Here is a 24,199-nt window from a genome sequence, read left to right as displayed (position 1 = left end):
GTGTCGTCACACTAGAGTCCGTCGCGCGCACGGAACAGATCCAGTCACGCCGAAACAGGACCGGCACAGCCGGCGGCGACCGGTGCCGCGGGCAAGATGCCCGCGCGCCAGCCGGCTAGAATCCGTGCGATGAAGCGCGGCACCAACCTGAAACTGACGCTGATGCTGCGCATCACGCTGCTCGCCGTGGCCATCGGCGTGCTCGCGTCGGCCGGCCTGATCTGGCGTACGACGACCCGGCTGCAGGCCGAGGCGGTGCGCAACGCCGATCTGGTGTCGCGGCTGATCACCGACCAGATGTCGCGCCAGCTGAGCGGGCTCGAACTGAATATCGGCAAGCCCGACCTCGCGCGCTTCGCCGAATTTTCCGAAGTGACCCGGCTGTGCGTGCAGTACTTCGACCTCGAAGGCACGCTGTCGGCCAACAGCTGCCAGCAGGCGCCGCCACCACAGGCGGAAGCCGAGGCGCCGGCGTGGTTCCGCGAACTGATCCGCTACACGCTGAACCGGCGCATCGATCGGGGCGCCGAGTCGGCCACCGACAGCGGTGAATCGCCCGGCGTGAAGGTGGGGCGGCGCGTGCTCTGGTATCAGCCCTACGGCGTCGGCCTCGACGTCGGGCGCGCACCGGGCCTGAAGATGGGCGAGGTGCTGATACGCGTCGATGCCGACCGCGAAAGCGCCGCCGTGTGGAACGAGATCACGCGCCTGCTGATGTGGGCGGTGCTGGCGCTGCTGGCGTTCAACGTGCTGATCTACTTCAGCATCAGCCGCGCGCTGCGCCCGGCGGCGGCGGTGCTGGACGGCCTCGGCAAGCTCGAACGCGGCGATCTTGACGCGCGTCTGCCGGCCTTCGAACTGATCGAATTCGACCGCATCGGCTCGGTGTTCAACGCGATGGCCGGCAATCTGAAACAGAAGACGCGGGAGCAGCAGCGCCTGGCGCAGATGCTGCTCACCGTGCAGGAAGGCGAGCGCCGGCGGCTGGCGCGCGAACTGCACGACGAGTTCGGGCAGAGCCTGGCGTCGATCAGCGCCGAGGCGGCTTGCGTCGTGAACGAGGCGGGGCGGTCGCCACCGCAGCCGGACGCGCTGCGCGCGAGCGGCCAGACGGTGCTGCGCACGGTCAGCGGCATGATGGAATCGCTGCACGGCATCCTCCGCCAGCTGCGGCCGGTCGGGCTGGACGAGTACGGGCTGATCGCCGGCCTCGACAAGCTGGTGCGCATGTGGGACGCCCAGGCACGCGGCCGCTGCAGCTACCGCCTGGAGGTCAGCGGCGACTTCGCCGACGTGCCGGACGACATCGCGATCAATCTCTACCGCATCGTGCAGGAGTGTCTGACCAATGCGGCCAAACACTCGGGCGCGACGACGGTCGACGTGCAACTGGAGCGGCGCACCGCGAGTGACGACATCCGGCTGCGCGTCAGCGACGACGGCGTCGTGCGCGGGCCTGACCTGCCGACGCCACGTGGCAAGTCCGGCGGCTTCGGCCTGATCGGCGTAAAGGAAAGGGTGATCGCGCTCGGCGGCCGCGTGCAGCTGTCGGCGCGTGAACCGCAGGGACTGGCGGTCGATATCGTCGTGCCCTGGCAACTGACGGACGGAGGAACACCGGCATGACCGATACACCGATCAGCGTGCTGCTGGTCGACGACCACGCGGTGGTGCGCGAGGGCTACCGGCGCCTGATCGAGCGGCATCCGCCGCTGACCATCGCAGCCGAAGCCGGCTCCGGCGAAGAGGCCTACCGGCGCTACGTCGAACTGGCGCCGGACGTGGTGGTGATGGACATCACGCTGCCGGGTGCGAGCGGCATCCAGACGCTGCAGCACATCCTGCAGCGCGACCGCGACGCCCGCGTGCTCATCTTCACCATGCACCGTGACGCCACCTTCGTCGAGAAGGCGCTGGAATCGGGCGCGCTCGGCTATGTCACCAAGAGTTCGTCGCCGGACCTGCTGGTCGAGGCCATCTGCGCGGTGTATCACCGGCGGCAGACGTTGAGCCCGGACGTGCAGACCGAACTGGCCGCACTGCGCCGCGCCGGCAGCGCCGCGAAAAATCCGCTGGCCGCGCTGAGCGCCCGCGAATTCGAAATCCTGCGCATGCTGGTCGCCGCGAAGTCGCGTGAGGACATCGCCGACACGCTGCACATCAGCGTGAAGACGGTGTTCAACATCCACTACCAGATCAAGTCCAAGCTCGGCGTGTCGACCGACATCGAACTGATGCACGCGGCGCGGCAGCTCGGCTTGATTGACTGAGTTTGTGGGAGCGACCTCTGGTCGCGATGCGGCGATTGCGTACCGCCGGCTTCGATACAGGCCACAATCGCGAGCAAGCTCGCTCCCGCGAAAGCCGCTACTTCCTGCGCGCCGCCGCCTTCCGTGGCTTCAGCAGTGGCGCGAGGTAGTGCCCGGTGTATGAGCGCTCTTCCGCCGCGACCTGCTCCGGCGTGCCGGTGACAATGATTTCGCCGCCGCCGGCGCCGCCTTCCGGTCCGAGATCGATGATCCAGTCGGCGGTCTTGATCACGTCGAGGTTGTGCTCGATCACGACGATGGTGTTGCCCGCGTCGCGCAGCCGGTAGAGCACGCCGAGCAGCATGTCCACGTCGTGGAAGTGCAGGCCGGTGGTGGGTTCGTCGAGGATGTAGAGCGTGCGGCCGGTGTCGCGCTTGCTCAGTTCCAGCGCCAGCTTCACCCGCTGCGCTTCGCCGCCGGACAGCGTGGTCGCGCTCTGGCCCAGGCCGATGTAGCCCAGACCCACCTCGACCAGCGTTTCCAGCTTGCGCGCGACCGTGGGCACCGCGTCGAAGAAGCCGCGTGCCTCGTTCACCGTCATGCTGAGCACGTCGTGGATGGTCTTGCCCTTGTAGCGGATGTCCAGCGTTTCGCGGTTGTAGCGCTTTCCGTTGCACACGTCGCAGGGCACGAACACGTCGGGCAGGAAGTGCATTTCGACGCGCACCAGGCCGTCGCCCTGGCAGGCCTCGCAGCGGCCGCCCTTCACGTTGAACGAGAAGCGGCCGGGGCCGTAGCCGCGCGAGCGCGCTTCTGGCGTGCCGGCGAACAGTTCGCGGATCGGCGTCAGCAGGCCGGTGTAGGTGGCCGGGTTGGAGCGCGGCGTGCGGCCGATCGGCGACTGATCGACATTGATCACCTTGTCGAACTGCTCCAGTCCTTCGATGGCGTCGTGCGCCGCCGGCAGCGCGGCCGAGCCGTACAGGTGATGGGCGGCTGCGGTGTACAGCGTGTCGTTGATCAGCGTGGACTTGCCGGAGCCGGACACGCCGGTCACGCAGGTGATCAGTCCGAGCGGGATCGACGCATCCGCGCCGCGCAGATTGTTGCCGCGCGCACCGCGCACGTGCAGCCAGGCGTCCGACGGCCTGGTGCGCTTCTTCGGCACCTCGATCTGCTTGCGGCCGGACAGGTAGGCACCGGTCAGACTGGCCTCCGCCGCCTCGATGTCGGCCGGCGTGCCCTGCGCGATCACCTCGCCGCCGTGCTGGCCGGCGCCCGGGCCCATGTCGACCACATGGTCGGCCATTTCGATCGCTTCCTGATCGTGCTCGACCACGACCACCGTGTTGCCGAGGTCGCGCAGCTTGTTCAGCGTGCCGAGCAGGCGCGCGTTGTCGCGCTGGTGCAGGCCGATCGACGGCTCGTCCAGCACGTACATGACGCCGGTCAGGCCGGAGCCGATCTGGCTGGCCAGCCGGATGCGCTGCGCCTCGCCGCCGGACAGCGTTTCGGCCGAGCGGTCCAGGCTCAGGTAATCGAGACCGACGTCGATCAGGAAGCCGAGGCGGGCGGCGATCTCGCGCATGATGCGGGCGGCGATCGCGGCGCGCGCGCCATCCAGTTCCAGCCCTTCGAACACCTGCTGACAGGCGCGCAGCGGCAGTGAGGCGAGCTGCGGCAGCGTGTGGTCGCCGACCTTCACGTGGCGCGCGTCCGAGCGCAGCCGCGTGCCCTGGCAGTCCGGGCACACCTTGGTGTTGCGGTACTTGCCCAGTTCCTCGCGCACGACGACCGAATCGGTTTCGCGGTAACGCCGCTCCAGGTTCGGCACCACGCCCTCGAAGGTGTGCTCGCGCACCGTGGTGCGGCCGGATTCCGACAGGTAGCGGAAGGGGATGCGGTCACGCCCGGAACCGCTGAGCACGATGTCCTGCAGCTTCGCGTCGAGCTGCTCCCACGGCGTATCGACGTCGAACTTGTAGAAGGTGGCGAGGCTGGACAGCAGCTGGAAATAGAACTGGTTGCGCCGGTCCCAGCCGCGGATCGCGCCGGAGGCGAGCGACAGGTGCGGGTGGGCGACGATGCGCGCCGGGTCGAAGAAGGTGACCATGCCCAGGCCGTCGCAACTGGTGCAGGCGCCGGCCGGGTTATTGAACGAAAACAGCCGCGGCTCCAGCTCGGCCACGCTGTGGCCGCACACCGGGCAGGCGAAGCGGGCGGAAAAGAGCTGTTCGGCGCCGCTGTCCATGTCCAGCGCGATGGCGCGGCCTTCCGCCTGCTGCAGCGCGGTCTCGATCGATTCCGCCAGCCGCTGGCGGGCGTCGGCGCGTACCTTCAGGCGGTCGACGACGACGTCGATCGAGTGCTTGATGTTCTTGTCCAGCTTGGGCAGCTTGTCGATGTCCATCAGCGCGCCGTCCAGCCGCACGCGCACGAAGCCGCGCGAGCGCAGGTCGGAAATGAGCTCGACCTGTTCGCCCTTGCGCTCGCTCACGACCGGCGCAAGGATGGCCACCTTGCTCTCTTCCGGCATCGCCAGCACCGCGTCGACCATCTGCGACACGCTCTGCGCGGCCAGCGGTGCGCCGTGTTCCGGGCAGTGCGGCGTGCCCACGCGGGCGAACAGCAGGCGCAGGTAGTCGTGGATTTCGGTCACCGTGCCGACGGTGGAGCGCGGGTTGTGGCTGGTCGCCTTCTGTTCGATCGAGATCGCCGGCGACAGGCCCTCGATCAGGTCCACGTCCGGCTTTTCCATCAGCTGCAGGAACTGGCGCGCGTAGGCCGACAGCGACTCGACGTAGCGGCGCTGGCCCTCGGCGTACAGCGTGTCGAAGGCGAGCGAGCTCTTGCCCGAGCCGGACAGCCCGGTGATCACCGTCAGGCGGTCGCGCGGAATGTCGATGTTGATGTTCTTCAGATTGTGGGTGCGCGCACCGCGTATGCGTATCCAGTCCATGGTCCGGCCGGGGGCAGGGCAAACCGGGTATGAGACCCCATTTCCCGTCGAATTGCGAGCGGCTGCACAGGTCGGGCTGCACGCACTTGCGTCGCGCATGCGTATTGATTAGCGTGCCGCTCGCCGTCTCCCTCCAACAACGATGACAACAGACATGCAGATCCTGACCGTTGCGCCCTATCCGCGCGAGAACACGCTGTTCCGAATTCACGCCGTGCTGTCCGCAGTGCTGTGGGTGCTCATCGTGGTCGCCACCTTCGGCCTGGTGCTGGTCTACCTGCTGTTCGGCGGACTGTTCTACCTGTTCGGCTTTTCCTGGTTCATCACCCACCTGAAGGGCAACGGAGCGCGCATCGGACCGGACCAGTTTCCGGACCTGCACGCGCGCATCGTCAGCGCCTGCGACCGGCTAGGCATACGCGAACTGCCCGAGTGCTACCTGATCCAGTCCGACGGCATCCTGAACGCGCTGGCGGCCAAATTCCTGGGTCGCCACTACGTCGTGCTGTTCTCGCCCATCGTCGATGCGCTGGAGGAGCGTCCGGATTCACTGGATTTCTACATCGGACACGAACTGGCGCACATCCACCGCAAGCACACCGGCCTGCTGCGTTCGGTCTTTCTCTGGCCGTCCGCCTTCCTGCCTTTGATCGGTGCCGCCTACCGCCGCGCCCAGGAATACACCTGCGACCGTTATGGTCTTGCGCTGTGCCCGAAGCCGGAGGATGCCGAACGCGCGCTGGCGGTCGTGGTGGGTGGATCGCGCCGGTGGATGACGCTGAACAGCGACACCTTCATCGGTCAGAGCGCCGAAAGCGGCGGCTTCTGGATGTCGTTCAACGAGCTGACCTCGGACTACCCCTGGCTGTCCAAGCGCATGCTGGCGCTGCGCGCGCTGTCGTCCGGCCGCGAACTGCGGGTGCCGCGACGCAGCCTGCGCGCCAAGCTGCTGGCGCTGTTCGTGCCGCGCTTTCCCGGGATTGGCGGCGGCGGCGGCCTGATCATGCTGGTCGCGCTCGTCGGCGTGATGGCGGCCATCGCCATTCCGCAGTACGAGGACTACGTGAAGCGCGCCCGCCTGGCGCAGGTCGATGCGGCCGCCGGCACGCTGCTGCAGCACCTGCAGACCGAGGCGGCCACGCTGGAACAGGCGAACACCCTGTTGTCCGCGCTCGACCGCGTGCCGGCGGTACAGGCGCTGCAGGCGGTGGCAAGCGTGGACATGCGCGAGGGCGGTACGGTGATCGTGACGCCGCTGGGCCGGCCCGGCGGCCAGGACGACGCGCTGGCCTTCGTGCCCTCGCTGGATGACGTCAGCGGCGCGGTCCAGTGGCAGTGCCAGACCGAGCGACCTGAGCCCCGCCGGCCGTCCTGGTGCCGCTGAAACCGGGCGGCGGTGACGGAGAGGCCGTGGCAGTGGCCGCGGCTTTGCTAGAATTCGGCGGTTCCTTCGCCGTCCCGCCATGACTTCCCCTATTTCAGACCGCATGACCCGCACCGAATGGCGTGCGGGCGTGGCGCTCGCATTCATTCTCGCCTTGCGCATGCTCGGCCTGTTCCTCGTGCTGCCGGTGTTTTCGGTGTTCGCGCGGACGCTGCCCGGCGGCGACAACATCTTCATGGCCGGGCTGGCCTTCGGCGTGTTCGGTCTCGCCCAGGCCTTCATGCAGATTCCGTTCGGCATCGCCTCCGACCGCTTCGGTCGCAAGCCGGTCATCGTCGTCGGTCTGCTGCTGTACGCGGCGGGCAGCCTGATGGCGATGTGGGCGCCGGACATCCACTGGATGATCGCGGCGCGCATCCTGCAGGGTACCGGCGCCATTTCCGCCGCGGTGACCGCGCTTGCCGCCGATCTGGTGCGCGACCAGCACCGCACCAAGGTGATGGCGATGATCGGTTCGACCATCGGCCTCGTGTTCGCCGGTTCGCTGGTGCTGTCGCCGGCGATGTATGGCTGGGTGGGCATGGACGGCATGTTCCTGTTCATCGCCGTACTGGCGCTCACCGCGATTCCGGTGCTGCTCAAGGTGGTGCCCGACCCGGACCACGCGCCGGTGGTGCAGCCGACACCGTTTGCGCGGGTGATTGCCGACCGTCAGCTGATGCGCCTCAACTTCGGCATGTTCACCGTGCACATGGTGCAGATGGCCATGTTCCTGATGGTGCCGCTGGCGCTGGTCGAGGTGATGGGCGTGCCGGTGGCCGAACACTGGACGCTCTATCTGCCCATCGTGCTGGCCAGTTTCGTCGTCATGGTGCCGGCCATCGTCTGGGCGGAAAAGCGTGCGCGCGTGAAGTCGGTGTTCCTGGCGTCCATCGTCACGCTGATCGCCTCGCAGTTCATTTTCCTGGCGCAGGTCGACCTGATGTGGGTGCTGGTCGGCGGGCTGTTCGTGTTCTTCATCGCCTTCAACCTGCTGGAGGCGCTGCTGCCCTCGCTGGTGTCGCGCATCGCGCCGCCGGCGGCCAAGGGTGCGGCGCTTGGCGTGTTCAATACCGCGCAGTCCATCGGTGCCGCCACCGGCAGTGCCATCGGCGGCGCGATTGCGCTGCGTTTCGGTGCCGCCGGCGTGTTCGGCTTCTGCGTCGTGCTGGCCGTCGCCTGGTGGCTGTGGGCGCGCAGCATGCAAGCGCCGCCGGTGGTTGCACTGCGCGAGTACGCGATCGGCGATCATGTCGACATCGAGTGGCTGCGCGAGCGGCTGCTCGAACTGCCGGGTGTAAGAGAAGCCAGCGTCGAACGGGAACGCCGCATGGCGTATCTGAAGGTGAATCTGGAACTGTGGGACGAAGAGGGCGTACGCCGGCTGCTTGATGCGCCGGTCGTTGCCTGAAATTCATATGGAATAATGGCGCAGCGCCCGTCCGGTGCGCAGCGTCGCTGTCAGAAACGAAATACACGAATCTCGCGGGAGGAAAATCATGGCTTCAGTAAACAAGGTCATCATCGTCGGCAACCTGGGCCGCGATCCGGAAACCCGCTACGCGCCGAACGGCGACGCGATCTGCAACATCACGGTGGCGACCACCGACAGCTGGAAGGACAAGGCTACCGGCGAGAAGAAGGAACAGACGGAATGGCACCGCGTGTCCTTCTACGGCCGCCTGGCCGAGATCGCCGGCCAGTACCTGCGCAAGGGCTCGGCCGTCTATGTCGAGGGCAGCCTGCGCACCCGCAAGTGGCAGGACAAGGAAGGTCAGGACCGCTACACCACCGAAATCCGCGCCGAGCAGATGCAGATGCTGGGCAGCCGTCAGGGTTCGGGCGGCGGCGGTGGCGGTGAAAGCTACGGCGGTGGTGGCGGTGGTGGTTACAGCGGCGGCGACGATTTCGATCAGGCACCGCGCCAGTCCGCGCCGCGTCAGGCGCCCAGCCGTCCGGCTCCGGCGCCGCAGTCGGCACCGCCGTCCTCGTCCGGTGGCTTCGGCGGCATGGACGACGACATCCCGTTCTGACGCGAACGGTCAGTCCGGACAGAAAACGGCGCGCCTGCGGGTGCGCCGTTTTTTTTTTCAGCGCGGCGTCGCCCGCCCGGGCCGCGCGGCGACGAAGGCGCCCGCCGACACGCAGATCAGGCCGACGACCAGCCAGCCGGACAGCGGCTCGTCCAGCAGCGGTGCGGCGGCGACGCCGGCCAGCACCGGCACCAGCGCCACCAGCGCGCCGGTGCGTTCGGCACCCAGTTCATGCACCGCCTTCAGGAACAGCATCATCGCCACGATGGTGACGCCGGCGCCTTGGTATAGGCCCTGCAGCACCAGCATGCCGGTCGGCACCTGGTCGAGCGCCTTGGGCAGCCAAAGCAGATAGACCGGCAGGTAGAGCGCGGTCGAACCGAGCGCGACGAAGCGGGTGAGCGTCCACGCGTCGTGTTTCCACTTCTTTGCCAGCACGCTGTACAGCGCCCAGGCGGCCGAGCCGCCGAGCAGCAGCAGGTCGCCGAGCAGCATGTCGTGCGTCCACGGGTGACCGCCTGCCGTGTAATGCACGGCGACGCTGGCGATGCCCAACGCGATGCCGGCGAGGCCGACCATGCGGGCGGCGCCGGGCCGCGATCCGAGCAGCCACCATGCGGCCGCGGCGACCAGGAAGGGCTGCATGCCCGGCAGCAGGATGGCGCCGTGCGCGGCCGGCGCGTACTTGAAGGCGGCGAACACGAACAGACCGTAGATGAGGCCGCCGAGCAGGGTCAGTGTCCACAGCCGTGCGTTGCGCCAGGCGCCGCGCGGCAGACTGCCGGCAAAGGGCAGCAGCAACAGCGCGGCGGTGCCCAGGCGCAGCGCCAGCGTGTCCCACGCGGTCAGCGGGCTCTTGCCGCCATAGCGGGATACCAGGATGAAGCCGGTCCAGATGGCGACGGTACCGGCGGCGGCGAGATAGCCGGTGGTGCGCGGGGACGGGGCGAAGCGGGGCATTGCGAAGTCAATCGATGCGACGGGGCCTCAGTGTAGAGCGTGTCGTGGTCCGCCTTCCTGCTGTGTTGCCGGCTGTTCCGGTCGGCACGGCGGCACAGTCAAGGCGCGCCCGCCTGATCCTGCTCAAGACGGCCGACCGGCCGGCGGCTAGATTCAAAGGGGATTCGCCCCGGGCATTTCAGGAGACATCATGGAAAAGCGCTACATCGCCTTCATCATCAAGAACAGGGAACCGCTGTTGCTGCAGCGGAAGGACACCGTCAGCCATGCCTGCCGGCTGATGCACGAGAAGGGGACGGGGGCGGTACTGGTGGTCGACGACAAGCAGAAGCTGGTCGGCATCTTCACCGGCCGCGACGCGGTACGCATGCTGGCCGAGGGGCATCACGCGCCGGCCATGACGCTGGCCGAGGCGATGACGCCGGAGCCGCACACGATCGCGCCGGACCAGACCTCGATCGATGCGCTGCGCGAAATGAACGATCGCGGCTTCCGCCATCTGCCGGTGGTCGACAACGGGGTGATCGTCGGCATCGTGTCGCGCGGCGACTTCAAGGGCGCCGAACTGGAACGGCTGGGCGACGAAACCAGCCTGTGGGAAAGGATCTGTTGATGCGGGATCTGCTGAGTCGGGATCCGCTGACTCAGCGGCGATCGGCGCGCGCGCTGCGGTACTGCTGCCGCCAGTCGCGCGACGAGGCCAGCCACCACATGCGGTCGAAGGCCAGCGACAGCGTCGGCAGCAGGTCGGCGAAGTAGTGTTCGGCCGCGCTCGGGCCGTCGGCCGCGTCGGGCAGGCCGTCGGCGTGGTCGATGTCGAGCGCCGCCAGACGTTCGGCCAGCGCCGGGTGGGTGTCGAAGGCGGCGGTGTCGGCGCGTACGCCGAGCAGATGGTCCAGATCGGCCAGCGCGTCGTCGCGCACGAAGCCCACCTGCATGCCGAGGCCCATTTCGCGGAAGGGGCGGATGCGCGGCCGGCGGTTGCTGCGCGCCTGTTCCATCACCTTGGTCCAGTAGTTCTCGGTCAGGAAGCGGTCCTTCATCGCCAGATCGATCAGGGCGCCGGCCAGCGCCGGCGCGCCGACCGCGCGGGCAGCGAGTGCGTCGGCCTCGAATTCGTCCAGTCGCGACAACTGTACGGACTGTTCGAGATCGGTCCGTGCGGTGCGCGCGAACACACGGCGGGCGGCGCGCGCCAGCGCGCCGTCGTCCTCGTCGATGCGGTCGAAACAGCGCAGCCACCAGGTGCGCAGATGGGCGGCCCAGGCGCCGCGGCGGCCGCGCTGCGCCGACAGGTGAGCCAGTTCGTGCGCCAGCACCGCCGACAGTTGCTGCGGCGTCAGGCAGTGGGCCAGGGGTATGCCCAGCAGCAGCGTCGTGCGCATCGGGCCGAACAGACCGAAAGCCGGGCGACACACGACGGCCGCGTTCACCTCCGGCGTGGCCAGCACGCGATCGATGCGGCGTGCGCCGAGCCGCGCACACAGGCGGTCGATGCGCCGGCGGAAGCCGGGCGCCAGCGCGTCCGGCAGCACGATGCCCGCGCAGTCCGGCGTCGGTACCCAGAGCCAGCGCGAAAGTCGCACGCCGACCCCGGCGACCGCCAGCAGCGTGGCCAGCGCCACGGCAGCCGCCCCGGTCGAGGCGCCATCCAGCGCATGCAGCAGCATCAGCCCGGACAGCAGGCTGCCGGCCAGCGCTGCGGTCAGCAGCCCGATGCATAGGGTGGCGCGCAGCGTGAGCAGGCGGCGAAGCTGGCGTTGTCGGCTGTGCGCATTCACGATGGCGGCTCCGGGCAGGGCAAACGCGAGGGGACTGGGCCGACTTATACGCAGCGCGCCAGCGCTGCGGCAATCAGCCGAATACCTGAGCCCGATCAGGCAATTTCCCCGTTCGAAACAACGATGTGGCGTCTGCTCGCGCCGATTTGTATCAGCGTGATGCGTTGGGCATGTCGGCGCGCGGCGTCGGCATAGACTGGAACGATCATCTTCTTCGGCCCCAGTTTCACCATGGCGCTTCCCCTGTTCAAGCCCGATTCCCCGCTCGCCGAGTTCGAACTGCTTGAACTGCTGGACCGCAGCAACCGGCAGGCGCGCGAACGTCTGCGGCGCTTCGGCACGGTGTGGCCCTTCGGCAGCTACGTCTGTCCGGCCGGTTTTGTCCATCCGCTGGAGTCCGATCCTGCAAACTACGCGCTGCCGCACTACATGCAGTACGAAATACTGCACGACAGGCTGGTGGCGATGGCGTGGAAGGACAGGCTGATCGCCTACACGCTGGTGGCGCAGATCGGTCTGCCGCCGGAGTTCGATGCGGCGCGCACGCCGTCGATCCGGGTTCATTTCGAATCGCCCGAAATGTCCGTCTATATGTACACGCCCTTCCTGCAGGCGCCCTGTCGCGCACATCCGCCGACCGTCGCCGACTTCCAGCGCACCCGCTTTCTCGAATCCTTCGTGACGCCGGCCGGCGCCAACGTGTTCGAGGTCCGGCAACGCTGAAACCGCCAGCGGCGCCTACAATCGCCGCATGCCCAGATTCCAGTTGCTCATTTCGGCGATCGAGTTCGCCGCCACGCTCGCCTTTGCCGTGTCCGGCATGATCGAAGCGGCGCGCCGCCGCATGGACGTGGTCGGCGTGTTCGCCGTGGCCTTCATCACCGCCTTCGGCGGCGGCACCGTACGCGACGTGCTGCTCGACCGCCGGCCCTTCTTCTGGGTCGAGCACCAGGGCTATGTGTGGCTCATCTTCGTGCTCACCCTGGTGGCGGCGCCCTGGCTGCACAAGCACCGCGAAATCGTCACCGAGCGCGCGATGCTGATTCCCGACGCGCTGGGTCTCGGTCTGTTTTCGGTCACCGGCGTCAGCCTGGCGCACCAGATGGGCATGCCGCTCTTCGTGTCGGTCATGATGGGCGTCGTCACCGGCGTGCTCGGCGGCGTCATGCGCGACGTCATCTGCAACGAGGTGCCGAACGTGTTCCACGACCACCGGCCCTATGCCCTGTGCGCCTTCGTCGGTGCCTGGCTCTACCTCGGCATGGACGCGCTGGCGGTGACACCGCTGCTGTCGCTGGCCGTCTCGGTCGCGCTGATCGCCGGCCTGCGGCTGCTGGCGGTGATGACCGGCTGGTCGGTACCGCGCTGGCCGCGCGACGAAAGCTGAGCACACCGTGTAGCGTCAATCTGTAGACACATCCGAAGTGTCAGCATAAAGTGACACTATCGGATGTGCCATCGATCTTCCATGGCGCCCGACTTCCGCGCGAGGTGCGCCATGTCGCAAGCCTTCCCGTTTTCGGCCATCGTCGGCCAGGACGAAATGAAGCAGGCCATCCTGCTGTCGGCGGTCGATCCGTCCATCGGCGGTGTGCTCGTGTTCGGCGACCGCGGCACCGGCAAGTCGACGGCCGTGCGCGCACTGGCGGCACTGCTGCCGAAGATGCGCGCGGTCGAGGGCTGCGCCTACCAGTGCGACCCGGACGAGGTGGCTTCGGTCTGCCCGGTCTGTTCCGCCGCCGCCGCATCGCGACGCGCGCGGCTGGTGCCGGTGCCGGTGGTCGATCTGCCGCTCGGCGCCACCGAGGACCGCGTGGTCGGCGCTCTCGATCTCGAACGCGCGCTGACCCGCGGCGAGAAGGCTTTCGAACCCGGACTGCTGGCGCGCGCCCATCGCGGCTTCCTCTATGTCGACGAGGTCAATCTGCTGGAAGACCACCTGGTCGATCTGCTGATCGACGTGGCCGCTTCCGGCGAGAACGTGGTCGAGCGCGAAGGCCTCAGCGTGCGTCACCCCGCGCGCTTCGTGCTCGTCGGCAGCGGCAACCCGGAAGAGGGCGAGCTGCGGCCGCAGCTGCTGGACCGTTTCGGCCTGTCGGTCGAGGTGAGCACGCCGACCGACCTGCCGACCCGCGTCGATGTCGTGAAGCGGCGCGACGCCTTCGAGCGCGACCGCGCCGGCTTCTGTGCGCAGTGGTCCGGACGCGACGCCAAGCTGCGTCGTCGCATCGTCGGTGCGCGCGAACGCCTGCCCGCCGTACGGGTGCCGGATGCGGCGCTCGAACAGGCGGCCAGGCTGTGCATGCAGCTCGGCACCGACGGCCTGCGCGGCGAACTGACGCTGGTGCGCGCGGCGCGCGCACTGGCCGCCTATGACGGCGACGAAGAGGTCGGCGATGCGCATCTGCGACGGATCGCGCCGTCGGCGCTGCGCCACCGGCTGCGCCGCGATCCATTGGACGAATCCGGCTCCGGCGTGCGCGTGGCGCGCGCGGTCGATGAGCTGCTGCCGGCATGAGCGGGGCACCGATGCAGACTGACGACACGATGGCGCGCTGGCTGCGCGCACTGCTGCCGGCCGCGCTGTGCGCGCTCGATCCGGCCGGATGTGGCGGCGTGCGGCTGCGCGCCCAGGCGGGCCCGGCGCGTGACGCCTGGCTGGCGCAACTGCGCGCGCTGCTGCCGCCCGGCACGCCGCTGCGCCGCATTCCGCTCGACGCCCCCGATGCCCGCCTGCTCGGCGGGCTCGACCTCGCGGCCACGCTGCGCGCCGGCCGACCGGTGGCCGAGCGCGGTCTGCTGGTCGAGGCGCACGGCGGCGTCGTGCTGCTGGCAATGGCCGAGCGCATCAGTTCGGCCGCTGCGGCGAGGCTGACCGCGGTGATGGACGAGGGCGTCGTGGTGATGCTGCGCGACGGCATGGAAGCGCGCGAGGCGGCCGAGTTCGGGGTGATCGCGCTGGACGAGGCGCAGGGCGACGACGAGAACCTGCCGGCCGCGCTGTGCGATCGGCTGGCCTGCTTCGTCGACCTCGAAGGCCTGCGCGCTGGCGACTGCCCGCAACTGCCTTTCGATGCCGGACACATCGCCGCCGCGCGTACGCGCCTGCCGATGGTCAGTGTGTCGCCGGTGGTGATCCAGTCGCTCGGTGCGGCGGCACAGGCCTTCGGTGTCGATTCGCTGCGCGCCTTCATGCTCGCGGTACGCGCCGCCCGCGCCGCGGCCGCGCTGGACGGGCGCGACCAGGTGGGCGAGCCGGACGTGACGCTGGCCGCCCAGCTCGTGCTGGCGCCGCGCGCGACGCAATGTCCCGCGAGTGCCGCCGAGGCACCGGCCGATGCGTCACCCGAGGCCGCCGCGCCCGATCAGCCCTCCGACAGCACGCCCGCCGAGGCTGCGCCGCCGCCGGGCGATGCGGGCGGCGAGCCGAAGGACGAGCGGCCCGCCGATATGCAACAGCCGCTCGAAGACCGCGTGCTCGAAGCGGTACGCGCGGTGCTCAGTCCCGACCTGCTGGCGCATATCCGGCTGGCCGGCGGCCGACTGCCGCGGGCGCGCAGCGCCGGGCGATCCGGCGCGCTGCGCGGCAACGGCCAGCGCGGGCGGCCGGTCGGCGTGCGCAAGGGGCGACCGGGCGGCGGGCTGCGGCTCAGTGTCATCGACACGCTGCGTGCGGCGGCGCCGTGGCAGGTGCTGCGCCGACGCCAGGGCATGCCGGCGACGCGGGTGGCGGTGCGACCGGAGGACTTCCGCATCGTCCGTTACCGACAGCGTACGCAGACCACCACCATCTTCGTCGTCGACGCCTCCGGCTCGTCGGCGCTGCACCGGCTGGGCGAAGCGAAGGGCGCGGTCGAACTGCTGCTGGCCGACTGCTACGTGCGGCGCGACCGCGTGGCCGTCATCGCCTTCCGCGGCACGCGTGCCGAACTGCTGTTGCCGCCGACCCGTTCACTGGTGCGCGCCAAACGCAGCCTGGCCGGCCTGCCCGGTGGCGGTGGCACACCGCTGGCCGCCGGCATCGAAGCCGGCTGGAGCCTGGCCGACGCGTTGCGCCGGCAGGGCGACACGCCGACCCTGGTGCTGCTCACCGACGGCCGCGGCAATGTCGCGCGCGACGGTCAGGGCGGCCGTGCCCGCGCCGAACAGGACGCGCAGGCGGCGGCGCGGCGGGTGCGCGCGTCGGCACTGCGCACGCTGTTCATCGACACCTCGCCGCGGCCACATCCGTCAGCGCAGTCGCTGGCGGCCGGCATGGGCGCGCTGTACGCACCGCTGTCCGCGGCCGATGCGCAGGGCATATCACGGCTGGTGAAGCAGGCGGGCGCACAGTCCGCGGGCCAGAACGGATGAACACGACCGGTATTCGGCGATGACTTCGATGAGCGATCTGCCGCCGGCGGTGACCGGCGTGCGCCGCAGCGCACCGCATGCGGTGGTGATCGGCAGCGGCTTCGGCGGGCTGGCCGCGGCGGTCAGGCTCGGTGCGCGCGGCTACCGCGTCACCGTGCTGGAACGACTGGATGCGCCGGGCGGACGCGCCTACGTACACCGGCAGGACGGCTTTACCTTCGACGCCGGCCCGACCATCGTCACTGCGCCCTTCCTGTTCGAGGAACTGTGGCAGCTGTGCGGCCGGCGCATGTCCGACGACGTCGATCTGCGGCCGCTGTCGCCGTTCTACCGCATCCGCTTCGACGACGGCGAAACCGTCGACTGTTCCGGCGACCCCGAAGCGATGCGGCGCGAGGTGGCGCGGCTGGCGCCGGACGATGTGGCCGGTTACGAGCGCTTCATGCAGGCCAGCGAAGCGACCTTCCGCGTCGGTTTCGAACAGCTGGGTCACGTGCCCTTCGACAGCTGGATCGACATGGCGAAAGTGCTGCCGGCGATGCTGAAGCTGCAAAGCTATCGCAGTCTGTACAGCCTGGTGTCCAGCCACGTGCGCGACGAGCGGCTGCGCTTCGTGCTGAGCTTTCATCCGCTGTTCGTCGGTGGCAATCCGTTCACTGTCACGTCGATCTACGGCCTGATCGCCCACCTGGAGCGGCAGTGGGGCGTGCACTTCGCGATGGGCGGCACCGGCTCTCTGGTCAGCGGCCTGGTGAAGCTGATCGAGGGACAGGGCAACCGCGTGCGCTGCGACGCCGAGGTGGTCGAGATCACCGCGCACAACGGCCGCGCCACCGGCGTGCGGCTGCGCAACGGCGACACGATTGCAGCCGACGTCGTGGTGTCGAATGCCGACGCCGCCTACACCTACAAGCACCTGCTGCCATCCACCCGGCGCAAGCGCTGGACCGACCGCCGCCTCGACGACGCCCGCTACTCGATGAGCCTGTTCGTCTGGTACTTCGGCACGCGCGGCTGCTACGACGCGGTGCCGCACCACACGATACTGCTGGGTCCGCGCTACCGGGCGCTGCTGCACGACATTTTCGAGCGGCAGGTGCTGGCCGACGATTTCAGCCTCTATCTGCACCGACCGACCGCGACCGATCCGTCGCTGGCGCCGCCAGGCTGCGACGCCTTCTACGTGCTGTCGCCGGTGCCCCACCTGGACAGCGGCACCGACTGGTCGATCGAGGCGGAGCGCTACCGACAGGCGATCGAGGACCGCCTGTCGGCGACGCTGCTGCCAGGGCTGGGCGAGCGCATCGTCACCTCGCGCGTCACCACGCCGATCGATTTCCGCGACCGCCTGCTGTCGCTGAAGGGCGCGGCTTTCGGGCTGGAGCCGGTGCTGACGCAGAGCGCCTGGTTCCGTCCGCACAACCGCAGCGAAGAACTGGAGCGGCTCTATCTGGTCGGCGCCGGCACGCATCCCGGCGCGGGTCTGCCCGGCGTGCTGTCGTCGGCGCGCGTGCTCGACCGTCTGGTGCCGGACCCGTCCCATGTCTGATCACGACGCAGCCCGCGACATGGCGGCCTGCCGCCGTCTGCTGCGCGACGGTTCGCGTTCCTTCTTCGCCGCCTCGCTGCTGCTGCCGCGTGCGGTGCGCGAACCGGCGTGCGCGCTGTATGCCTTCTGCCGCATCGCCGACGATCTGGTCGATGACAGCGCGGCCGACGAGGCGACCGTCGAGGCGCTGCGCCGGCGGGTCGATGCCGCCTGCGCCGGCCGGCCGCGCAACGATCCGGTCGATCGCATGCTGTCGCGGGTGGTGGTGCAGTTCGCCATACCGCCGGCGCTGCTGCACGCCCTGATCGAGGGCTTCGCCTGGGATGCGCGTGGCCGGCAATACGAAACGCTGTCCGAGCTGTACGACTACTGCGCCCGCGTCGCAGCCACCGTCGGCGCCATGATGGCGATGCTGATGGGCGTGCGCGACCGCGAACAGGCGGCGCGCGCCTGCGATCTCGGGCTGGCGATGCAGCTCACCAACATCGCCCGCGACATCGGCGAGGACGCCCGGCGCGGCCGGCTCTACCTGCCGCGCGGCTGGCTGCGCGTGGCCGGCATCGACCCGGACGACTGGCTGGCGCAGCCGGTGTTCGACGCGCGGCTGGTGCCGGTGCTCGATCGCCTGCTCGGCTGTGCCGACCTGCTGTACGAGCGCGCCGCTGCCGGCATCGAACAGCTGCCACCGGCCTGCCGGCCGGGCATCCGGGCGGCACGCGCCATCTATCGCGATATCGGCCGCGGCGTGGTGGCCAACGGACACGATTCGGTGTCGCAGCGCTCGGTCGTGTCGTCCTGGCGCAAGACGGTGCTGCTGGCGGGCTCGCTCACCGCAGCCGCGCGGCAGGCGGATGCGCGCTACGCCGAGCTGGAGGAGGTGTCGATGCTGGTCGACGCGGTCACCGCGGCGCCGCTGCCGCTGGCCGTGCAGGGAAGCCTCGACCGGCTGCCGTCGCGCACGCCGCGACAGCGGCTGGAGTGGCTGATCGACCTGTTCGAGCGGCTGGAGCGGCAGGACCGGGCGCGCGCGCAGGGCGGCTGACGCCGGTGGCCTACCGCACCGCTTCGGCGATCAGCGCGGCCAGTCGCTGTGGCGCTTCCTCGTGCGCCAGATGCCCCAGTCCGTCGAGCTCGATCAGGCGCGCGCCGGTGACGATGCGCTGTACCCGGCGCGAACAGTCGGCCGGCACCGTGCGGTCGCCGCGCGCCGCGATCAGCGTCAGCGCGGCGTCGAGCCGCGGCAGGTCGCGCGCCAGCGGTGCGATGTCCCAGTTCGCCATCATGCCGAGCACCCCGGCGACGTGGGCGCGACAGCGCACCAGTCGCGCGTACAGCGCGATGCCGCGCGCGTCGATGTGCGAACCGGTGCTGGCGATCAGCCGCTCGACCGCACCGCTGCGCGACGCGCTGCGCGCGAACAGGGCGGCGGCAAAGGGGGTCAGTGACAGCAGGCGGGCGGCCGGCGGGAACAGCAGGCCGGCCAGGCCGGGCAGCGGCAGCAGCGCACCATTGAGGCTGACCAGCTGGCGGCCGGGCAGCAGGCCGTCGAGCCGCATGCGCAGTGCGATCGCCGCGCCCGCCGAGTGCCCGGCCACCGCCGCCGGTGCGATCTGCAGGGTCTGCATCAGCGCGCCGACGGCGCGCGCCATGCCGGGCAGCGAAAGCGTGCCGGCCGGCGGGGTCGAACTGAAGGCGTGGCCCGGCAGGTCGGGCGCGATGACGGTGTGTTCGCGTGCCAGCAGCGGCAGCAGGTCGCGCCAGGAATGGGTCGAGGCGCCACTGCCGTGCAGCAGGAGCAGGGGCGGGCCGCTGCCCGCGATCTGTACGTGCCAGTGCACGCCGCCGGCGTCGACGAAGCGACTTGCATCGCGATTGGGCCAGTCGGCGCCGTCGCGCGGCCAGTCGAGGCTTTCGGTTGCGGCCATGGCGTTGGGGCGATTCGGGGGAAAGTTCGGGGGCCGGTTCAGTGCACTCGATGCAACCATACAGGAGGGCGTGCAATGAGTCCGACCACGCTGGTCATTGTCGAGGCGGTGCTGATATTCGGCGGCGTGCTGGTGTTCGCCGTGTACCAGCTGGTGTCGGTGCGCCGTTTGCAGAAGCGCGAGGGCGACCGCAAGGACGAAGCGCCGGAGCGCTGAGCCGGGCGCTGACCAGGCACCCTCAGGCGGCCCATGCGCTGCGCCGCGGCATGCGGAAGGGCAGCAGCATCTGCACCCAGCCGCTGCGGAAGCGTTCGAGGTCCAGGCTTTCGTGCACGCCATGCACCGGCTCGCCGAGCAGCCGGGTGTCGAGCAGCGAGCGCGCATAGAAAGGCGTGTCTTCCAGCGTGCGCGCCCGCGGTGTCGTGCCCGCTTCGCTGCGCGTCGCGCGGGCGATGCCCCAGCGCGTGCCCGGCAGGTCGTGCGCCGCCGGTGCGGCGAAGCTGCGGCAGCCGCCGTCGGCGTCGAAATGCAGCGCCAGCGAATGCGGCGTGCCGTCGCGACGCTGCACGTCGTACAGCACCGCGGTGTCGCCGCCGCGCAGGCTGCTGCGCGACCAGTGCCAGCGGGTGAAGTCCTCCTCCAGTGCGCGACTGCCGGCATTGCTGTCGGCATAGGCGTCGCCATGCCAGTGCAGCGCCGGCTCGCTCAGTCTCACTTCGACTCGCGCGCAGGGTGCGATCGGCAGCCACAGGTGGTGTCCGTCGGCATCGAGCGCGAAGGCGTCCTGCACCAGCGTCGGCGCGTGCAGGCGCACGCTGCCGCGTACGCGCATCGGCAGCGGGGCGCCGATCTCGTCGAGGTCGATGGTGAGTGCGGCGCCGTCCCAGTGCAGCCGGCTGGGGCCGATGCGCAGGCTGTGCGCGTCGCGCTGCAGTGCCGAGGCGCCGCGCTCGGTCATGGTCCAGCGGCGCTTTTCGCCATACAGTGCGACATTCACCGCGCAGTGCGCGTGCGGATCGGCGGCACCCGGGCGACGGCGGCGGGCCAGTGCGTAATACGGCGAGAACACGCTGCCGATGAAGGCGATCACCGTCAGTCCGTAGCGACCGTCATCGCTGGTGGCGTCGACATACCACCAGCGGTAGCCACCCGGTGCCACGTCGGCGTCGAAGCTGCGTGCATTCATGAGCGGGCGTCCGTCCGGTCGCGCAGGATGCAGTCGGCGGCCAGCCGGCCGGACAGCGCGGCCATCGGCAGACCGGGGCCGGGGTGCGCGCTGCCGCCGGCCAGATAGAGTCCGGGCACGCGGCTGCGCGCGCCAGGACGACGGAAGGCGGCACGCCACCCGTGCGAGGCCTCGCCGTACAGCGCGCCGCCGGTCGCGGGAAACATCCGGTTGAAGTCCTCCGGCGTGGTGGTGACGCAGGCGCTGGCGCGGCGGTCGATGTGCAGGCCGCACTGTTCCATCTGGCGGAAGGCGAGGTGAGCGCAGCGCTCGATCTCGCCGGGGCGCGCCAGCCTGCGGTCGCCATCGGCCGGCGCATTGACCAGACAGAGCAGGCGCTCCGCCGGCAGTGACGACGGCGGCGGTGCATCGCCGCGGTCCTGTGCGCAGACATACACGGTGGGGGCGCGCGGCAGCCGGCGATGGCGCTGCAGGTCGTCGAATTCCGCGCGGTAGTCGGCGGAAAAGAACACGTTGTGGCGCAGCAGCGGAAAGCCGCGTGTGGCCGCGACCAGATTCCAGGTCACCGCCGACAGCGAGCGCGCGGCCGGCTCGACGGCGGCCGTCGCGCGGCGCACGTCGTCACCGAAGTGGCCGGCAGGCAGCGCGGCGACGTCGGCGTTGGCAACCACGGTGCGCGCCGCCAGCCACTCGCCCGAGGCCAGTCGTACACCGGAGACGTGATCGCCCTGCAGCGTGATCTCGCTGACGTGCTCGCCGTAGCGGAACTGCACGCCGTGACGCACGCACAGTGCCGCCAGCGCCTCGGCCAGCCGGTACATGCCGCCCTCGATCAGCCATACGCCGCGCTGTTCGACGTGGGCCACCAGCATCAAGGTGGCCGGTGCATCGAAGGGCGACGAGCCGCAATAGGTGGCGTAGCGGCCGAACAGCTGGCGCAGCCGCGGGTCGCGGAAGTGGCTGCCGAGCGCCTGCCACATCGTCGCAAAGGGGCGGATGCGCAGGATGTCGACGCCGGCGCGGCGCGCCAGTTCGAGCGGCCCTGGCCGCTGGGCGCGCATGAAGCTGCTGTCGAGCGTGCGGTAGATGGTCTGCGCCTCGCGCGTGAAACGGACGAAGCGCCGCGCCTCGGCGGCGCCGGCGAAGTCGCCGATGGCCTCGGCACTGCGGTCGACGTCGGCATGCAGATCCAGGTGCTGCCCGGCAGACCAGGCGTGCCGCGCCAGCACCTCGACCTTGCGCGTGCCGACGTGCGTGGCGAAGTTGCTGCCGGCGGCATCGAAGATGTCCTCGAATACCTCGCGCAGCGTAAACACCGTCGGGCCCGCGTCGAGCCGCAGACTGGCCACGTGCACCTCGCGCAGCTTGCCGCCGGGCGTGCCTGCGCGCTCGGTCAGCGTCACCGCCAGGCCGCGGCGGGCCAGTTCGAGCGCGGCCACCAGGCCCGCCACGCCGGCACCGATCACCACCACGTCCTGTCCGCTCATGCCGGCTCCTGTAAACCTTCATTGACGTTACGACCTGTCATGTCTACATTACATTACACCAGCGCCTGACAATCAAGGTTGACAGTTGGCGCGATAACTCGTCGGACACAGCTGCGCGCCGACACATGCGGGGGAACAGGCCATGGATGGAATGAAGCGCATCGAGCAGGCCCTGGGGATGGCGGTCGAACAATCGCTGGTGGCCGCGCTGTCGCATGCCGACGGTCCCGGCTGCCCGCCGCTGCTGGCGGCGGCCATACGTCACGCGGTGTTCCCGGGCGGCGCCCGCATCCGGCCGCGGCTCTGTCTGGCTGCGGCCTGCGCCTGCGGTGAGGACGACACGTCGATCGCCGATCACGCGGCGGCGGCGATCGAACTGCTGCACTGCGCCTCGCTGGTGCATGACGATCTGCCCTGCTTCGACGACGCGCCGCTGCGCCGGGGCAAGCCTTCGGTGCACAGCGCCTTCGGCGAGCGCATCGCCGTGCTGACCGGTGACGCGCTGATCGTGCTCGCCTTCCAGACGATGGCGCGCGGCGGCGCCCAGGCGCCGTACCGTCTGCTGCCGCTGCTGTCCATCATCGGCCGCGGTGTCGGCGTGCCGTCGGGCATCGTCGCCGGTCAGGCGCTCGAATGCGAAACCGACGTGAACCTGCGCCAGTACCAACAGGCCAAGACCGGCGCGCTGTTTGCCGCGGCGACCATGGCCGGCGCGGCGGCGGCGGGGGCCGATCCCGGCCCGTGGCGCGCGCTCGGCGACTGCATGGGCGAAGCGTTCCAGGTCGCCGACGACATCCTCGACGTGGCTTCCACGCAGGAGCGCATCGGCAAGCCGATCGGTCGCGACGCCGCACTGGGCCGGCCGAGCGCGGCACGCGAACTGGGCATACCGGGCGCAGTGAAACGGCTGCAGCAACTGGTGAGCGATGCGATGGACGCAGTGCCCGCCTGCTCCGGTGCCGACGGATTGCGCGCGGTAATCGCGATGGAAGCGCGGCGCTTCCTGCCGGCAGAGATCGCCGACTGCGCCGCCTGAAGCGCGCGTCATGGATCTGCCTGACACTTTCCGGCCGTCGTCGATGACGGGGAACGAAGGCCTGGTCGAGCGCATCCGCCAGGCGGCGGAGCGCCTGCTCAGCAGCCCGCGTTTCCATCGCTGGGCGGCCGCCTTTCCGCTGACGCGCCACAAGGCGCGCCGCGAGGCGCGTGCGCTGTTCGACCTGTGCGCCGGCTTCGTCTATTCGCAGGTGCTGCTCGCCTGCGTGCGGCTCAAACTGTTCGACGTGCTGGCCGACGGCGCGCAGAGCGCGCAGCAGGTGGCCTTGCGCACCGGGCTCAGCCGCGACGCCGCCGAGCGACTGCTCGACGCGGCGGTGGCGCTGCGCCTGGCGTCGCGCCGCAGCGGCGGCCGCTACGGACTGGGCATGCTGGGGGCGGCCGTGCTGGCCAATCCGGGCATTGCCGACATGGTCGAGCACCACGGGCGCGTCTATCGCGATTTCGAGGACCCGGTGGCGCTGCTGCGCGGCCTGTCCGGAGCGACCGCGCTGTCCGGCTACTGGCCCTATGCCGGCAATGCCGATGCGGCGGCGCTCGACGACGGCCGCATCGCCGACTACACGGCGCTGATGGCGGCTTCGCAGCCCCTGGTGGCCGACGAGGTGCTCGATGCCTATCCGGTGGCCATGCACCGCTGCCTGCTCGACGTCGGCGGCGGCGACGGCAGCTTCCTGCGCGCCGCCGCGCGCCGTGCGCCGGACCTGCGGTTGCAGCTGTTCGACCTGCCGGCGGTGGCGAATCAGGCGCGCCGGCGCTTTGCCGAGGCGGGCCTGATGGCCCGCGCCGAGGTGTTCGGCGGCGCCTTCCAGACCGACCCACTGCCGCACGGCGCCGACCTGGTGTCGGTGGTGCGCGTGCTGCACGACCACGACGACGACGACGTGATGCAACTGCTGCGGGCCATCCGCGCACTGCTGCCACCCGACGGCACGCTGCTGATCGCCGAACCGATGTCCGGCGTCGCTGGCGCCGAACCGGTGGGCGACGCCTATTTCGGCTTCTACCTGATGGCGATGGGGCGCGGCCGCCCGCGCAGCGAGGCGCGGCTCACCGACATGCTGCGGGCCGCCGGCTTCTGCCAGATCGGCCGTCTGCCGACGCGGATTCCGCTGCAGACCTGCGTTCTGGTCGCGCGTCCGCGACCGCTGACAGCCGATGACGCGACAAAGTGTAATTAAACGTTGACACAGATCATAGTAAACATAGAATGACACTTATGCGACAGGCCGCGCTGA

Annotated in this window: 22 protein-coding genes; 15 read left to right on the top strand and 7 right to left on the bottom strand. The window is 69.9% G+C overall.

Going from position 1 to position 24,199, the window contains the following annotated elements; translation table 11 throughout:
- Positions 1 to 129 precede the first annotated feature (129 nt).
- Together WDZ97_RS13770 and WDZ97_RS13765 are read left to right on the top strand one after the other, a co-directional pair.
- Positions 130 to 1,626, top strand: coding sequence for a sensor histidine kinase (locus WDZ97_RS13770; RefSeq protein WP_304007042.1), 1,497 nt, complete (start codon positions 130 to 132; stop codon positions 1,624 to 1,626).
- Positions 1,623 to 2,270, top strand: a complete 648-nt coding sequence (locus tag WDZ97_RS13765; protein ID WP_304007044.1) for a response regulator transcription factor — start codon at positions 1,623 to 1,625, stop codon at positions 2,268 to 2,270. Before WDZ97_RS13770 ends, WDZ97_RS13765 begins: the two co-directional genes overlap by 4 nt.
- Before the next feature lie 97 nt (positions 2,271 to 2,367).
- On the opposite strand, the gene uvrA is transcribed toward WDZ97_RS13765, so the two are convergent.
- A complete protein-coding gene (uvrA, locus tag WDZ97_RS13760; RefSeq protein ID WP_425763114.1) occupies positions 2,368 to 5,208 on the bottom strand; it encodes an excinuclease ABC subunit UvrA in 2,841 nt (946 codons plus the stop codon).
- A 154-nt stretch (positions 5,209 to 5,362) separates the two neighbouring features.
- Between uvrA and WDZ97_RS13755 the strand changes: the two genes are divergently transcribed.
- The 3 genes from WDZ97_RS13755 (at position 5,363) to ssb (ending at position 8,664) form a co-directional block, all read left to right on the top strand.
- On the top strand, positions 5,363 to 6,592 hold the full coding sequence (locus WDZ97_RS13755) for a M48 family metalloprotease (protein WP_425763113.1): 1,230 nt from the start codon (positions 5,363 to 5,365) through the stop codon (positions 6,590 to 6,592).
- 103 nt (positions 6,593 to 6,695) lie between these two features.
- Positions 6,696 to 8,042: an MFS transporter gene (locus WDZ97_RS13750; RefSeq protein WP_425763112.1), complete on the top strand. Its 1,347-nt coding sequence runs from the start codon at positions 6,696 to 6,698 to the stop codon at positions 8,040 to 8,042.
- Positions 8,043 to 8,130: 88 nt separating this feature from the next.
- Complete coding sequence (gene ssb, locus WDZ97_RS13745) at positions 8,131 to 8,664, top strand: single-stranded DNA-binding protein (protein WP_425763111.1); 534 nt, start codon at positions 8,131 to 8,133, stop codon at positions 8,662 to 8,664.
- Between the two features lie 57 nt (positions 8,665 to 8,721).
- On the opposite strand, the gene WDZ97_RS13740 is transcribed toward ssb, so the two are convergent.
- On the bottom strand, positions 8,722 to 9,624 hold the full coding sequence (locus WDZ97_RS13740; RefSeq protein WP_425763110.1) for a DMT family transporter: 903 nt from the start codon (positions 9,622 to 9,624) through the stop codon (positions 8,722 to 8,724).
- 190 nt (positions 9,625 to 9,814) lie between these two features.
- Here WDZ97_RS13740 and WDZ97_RS13735 point away from each other — a divergent pair, with 190 nt between their 5' ends.
- Complete coding sequence (locus WDZ97_RS13735) at positions 9,815 to 10,237, top strand: CBS domain-containing protein (protein WP_304001706.1); 423 nt, start codon at positions 9,815 to 9,817, stop codon at positions 10,235 to 10,237.
- A 31-nt stretch (positions 10,238 to 10,268) separates the two neighbouring features.
- Here WDZ97_RS13735 and WDZ97_RS13730 read toward each other — a convergent pair whose 3' ends face one another.
- Both WDZ97_RS13730 and WDZ97_RS13725 read right to left on the bottom strand, forming a co-directional pair.
- A complete protein-coding gene (locus WDZ97_RS13730) occupies positions 10,269 to 11,405 on the bottom strand; it encodes a M48 family metallopeptidase (protein WP_425763109.1) in 1,137 nt (378 codons plus the stop codon).
- Between the two features lie 95 nt (positions 11,406 to 11,500).
- Positions 11,501 to 11,638 (bottom strand): hypothetical protein, encoded by a 138-nt coding sequence (locus WDZ97_RS13725; protein ID WP_425763108.1) that lies wholly within the window; start codon positions 11,636 to 11,638, stop codon positions 11,501 to 11,503.
- Here WDZ97_RS13725 and WDZ97_RS13720 point away from each other — a divergent pair.
- The 6 genes from WDZ97_RS13720 to WDZ97_RS13695 all read left to right on the top strand — a co-directional run bounded on the left by WDZ97_RS13720 (position 11,637) and on the right by WDZ97_RS13695 (position 18,349).
- Positions 11,637 to 12,128, top strand: coding sequence for a hypothetical protein (locus tag WDZ97_RS13720; RefSeq protein WP_425763107.1), 492 nt, complete (start codon positions 11,637 to 11,639; stop codon positions 12,126 to 12,128). The two genes, WDZ97_RS13725 and WDZ97_RS13720, sit on opposite strands and share 2 nt — an antisense overlap.
- A gap of 28 nt (positions 12,129 to 12,156) precedes the next feature.
- Positions 12,157 to 12,792, top strand: a complete 636-nt coding sequence (locus WDZ97_RS13715) for a trimeric intracellular cation channel family protein (RefSeq protein ID WP_304001715.1) — start codon at positions 12,157 to 12,159, stop codon at positions 12,790 to 12,792.
- 111 nt (positions 12,793 to 12,903) lie between these two features.
- The gene (bchI, locus tag WDZ97_RS13710; RefSeq protein ID WP_020165702.1) at positions 12,904 to 13,923 is read left to right on the top strand and encodes a magnesium chelatase ATPase subunit I; all 1,020 of its coding nucleotides are present in this window, start codon (positions 12,904 to 12,906) and stop codon (positions 13,921 to 13,923) included.
- Positions 13,924 to 13,934: 11 nt separating this feature from the next.
- A complete protein-coding gene (locus WDZ97_RS13705) occupies positions 13,935 to 15,758 on the top strand; it encodes a magnesium chelatase subunit D (RefSeq protein WP_425763106.1) in 1,824 nt (607 codons plus the stop codon).
- Positions 15,759 to 15,786: 28 nt separating this feature from the next.
- The gene (locus WDZ97_RS13700; protein WP_425763105.1) at positions 15,787 to 17,307 is read left to right on the top strand and encodes a phytoene desaturase; all 1,521 of its coding nucleotides are present in this window, start codon (positions 15,787 to 15,789) and stop codon (positions 17,305 to 17,307) included.
- Positions 17,300 to 18,349, top strand: a complete 1,050-nt coding sequence (locus WDZ97_RS13695; RefSeq protein WP_425763104.1) for a phytoene/squalene synthase family protein — start codon at positions 17,300 to 17,302, stop codon at positions 18,347 to 18,349. Before WDZ97_RS13700 ends, WDZ97_RS13695 begins: the two co-directional genes overlap by 8 nt.
- A 10-nt stretch (positions 18,350 to 18,359) precedes the next feature.
- Here WDZ97_RS13695 and bchO read toward each other — a convergent pair whose 3' ends face one another.
- Complete coding sequence (bchO, locus tag WDZ97_RS13690; RefSeq protein ID WP_425763103.1) at positions 18,360 to 19,232, bottom strand: alpha/beta fold hydrolase BchO; 873 nt, start codon at positions 19,230 to 19,232, stop codon at positions 18,360 to 18,362.
- Between the two features lie 75 nt (positions 19,233 to 19,307).
- Between bchO and WDZ97_RS13685 the strand changes: the two genes are divergently transcribed.
- Positions 19,308 to 19,448: a hypothetical protein gene (locus WDZ97_RS13685; protein WP_019916967.1), complete on the top strand. Its 141-nt coding sequence runs from the start codon at positions 19,308 to 19,310 to the stop codon at positions 19,446 to 19,448.
- 22 nt (positions 19,449 to 19,470) lie between these two features.
- Here the strand turns inward: WDZ97_RS13685 and WDZ97_RS13680 are convergent, their stop codons facing one another.
- Together WDZ97_RS13680 and crtD are read right to left on the bottom strand one after the other, a co-directional pair.
- Positions 19,471 to 20,418, bottom strand: coding sequence for a carotenoid 1,2-hydratase (locus tag WDZ97_RS13680; RefSeq protein ID WP_425763102.1), 948 nt, complete (start codon positions 20,416 to 20,418; stop codon positions 19,471 to 19,473).
- Positions 20,415 to 21,905 (bottom strand): 1-hydroxycarotenoid 3,4-desaturase CrtD, encoded by a 1,491-nt coding sequence (gene crtD / locus WDZ97_RS13675; RefSeq protein WP_425763101.1) that lies wholly within the window; start codon positions 21,903 to 21,905, stop codon positions 20,415 to 20,417. The genes WDZ97_RS13680 and crtD overlap by 4 nt, the downstream gene beginning before the upstream one ends.
- Positions 21,906 to 22,047: 142 nt before the next feature.
- On the opposite strand from crtD, the gene WDZ97_RS13670 reads away from it, so the two are divergent.
- Both WDZ97_RS13670 and WDZ97_RS13665 read left to right on the top strand, forming a co-directional pair.
- Positions 22,048 to 22,941, top strand: coding sequence for a polyprenyl synthetase family protein (locus WDZ97_RS13670; protein WP_304001737.1), 894 nt, complete (start codon positions 22,048 to 22,050; stop codon positions 22,939 to 22,941).
- Between the two features lie 10 nt (positions 22,942 to 22,951).
- Entirely contained in the window at positions 22,952 to 24,142 is a 1,191-nt protein-coding gene (locus WDZ97_RS13665; protein ID WP_425763100.1) for a methyltransferase, read from the top strand.
- The last annotated feature ends 57 nt before the right edge of the window (positions 24,143 to 24,199 follow it).

This window comes from Methyloversatilis sp. MC4-4 (assembly GCF_049843555.1).
GTDB lineage: Bacteria > Pseudomonadota > Gammaproteobacteria > Burkholderiales > Rhodocyclaceae > Methyloversatilis > Methyloversatilis discipulorum_B.
The sequence above is the reverse complement of the archived record's forward strand: the minus strand, read 5'-3'. Positions and strand labels throughout refer to the sequence as shown.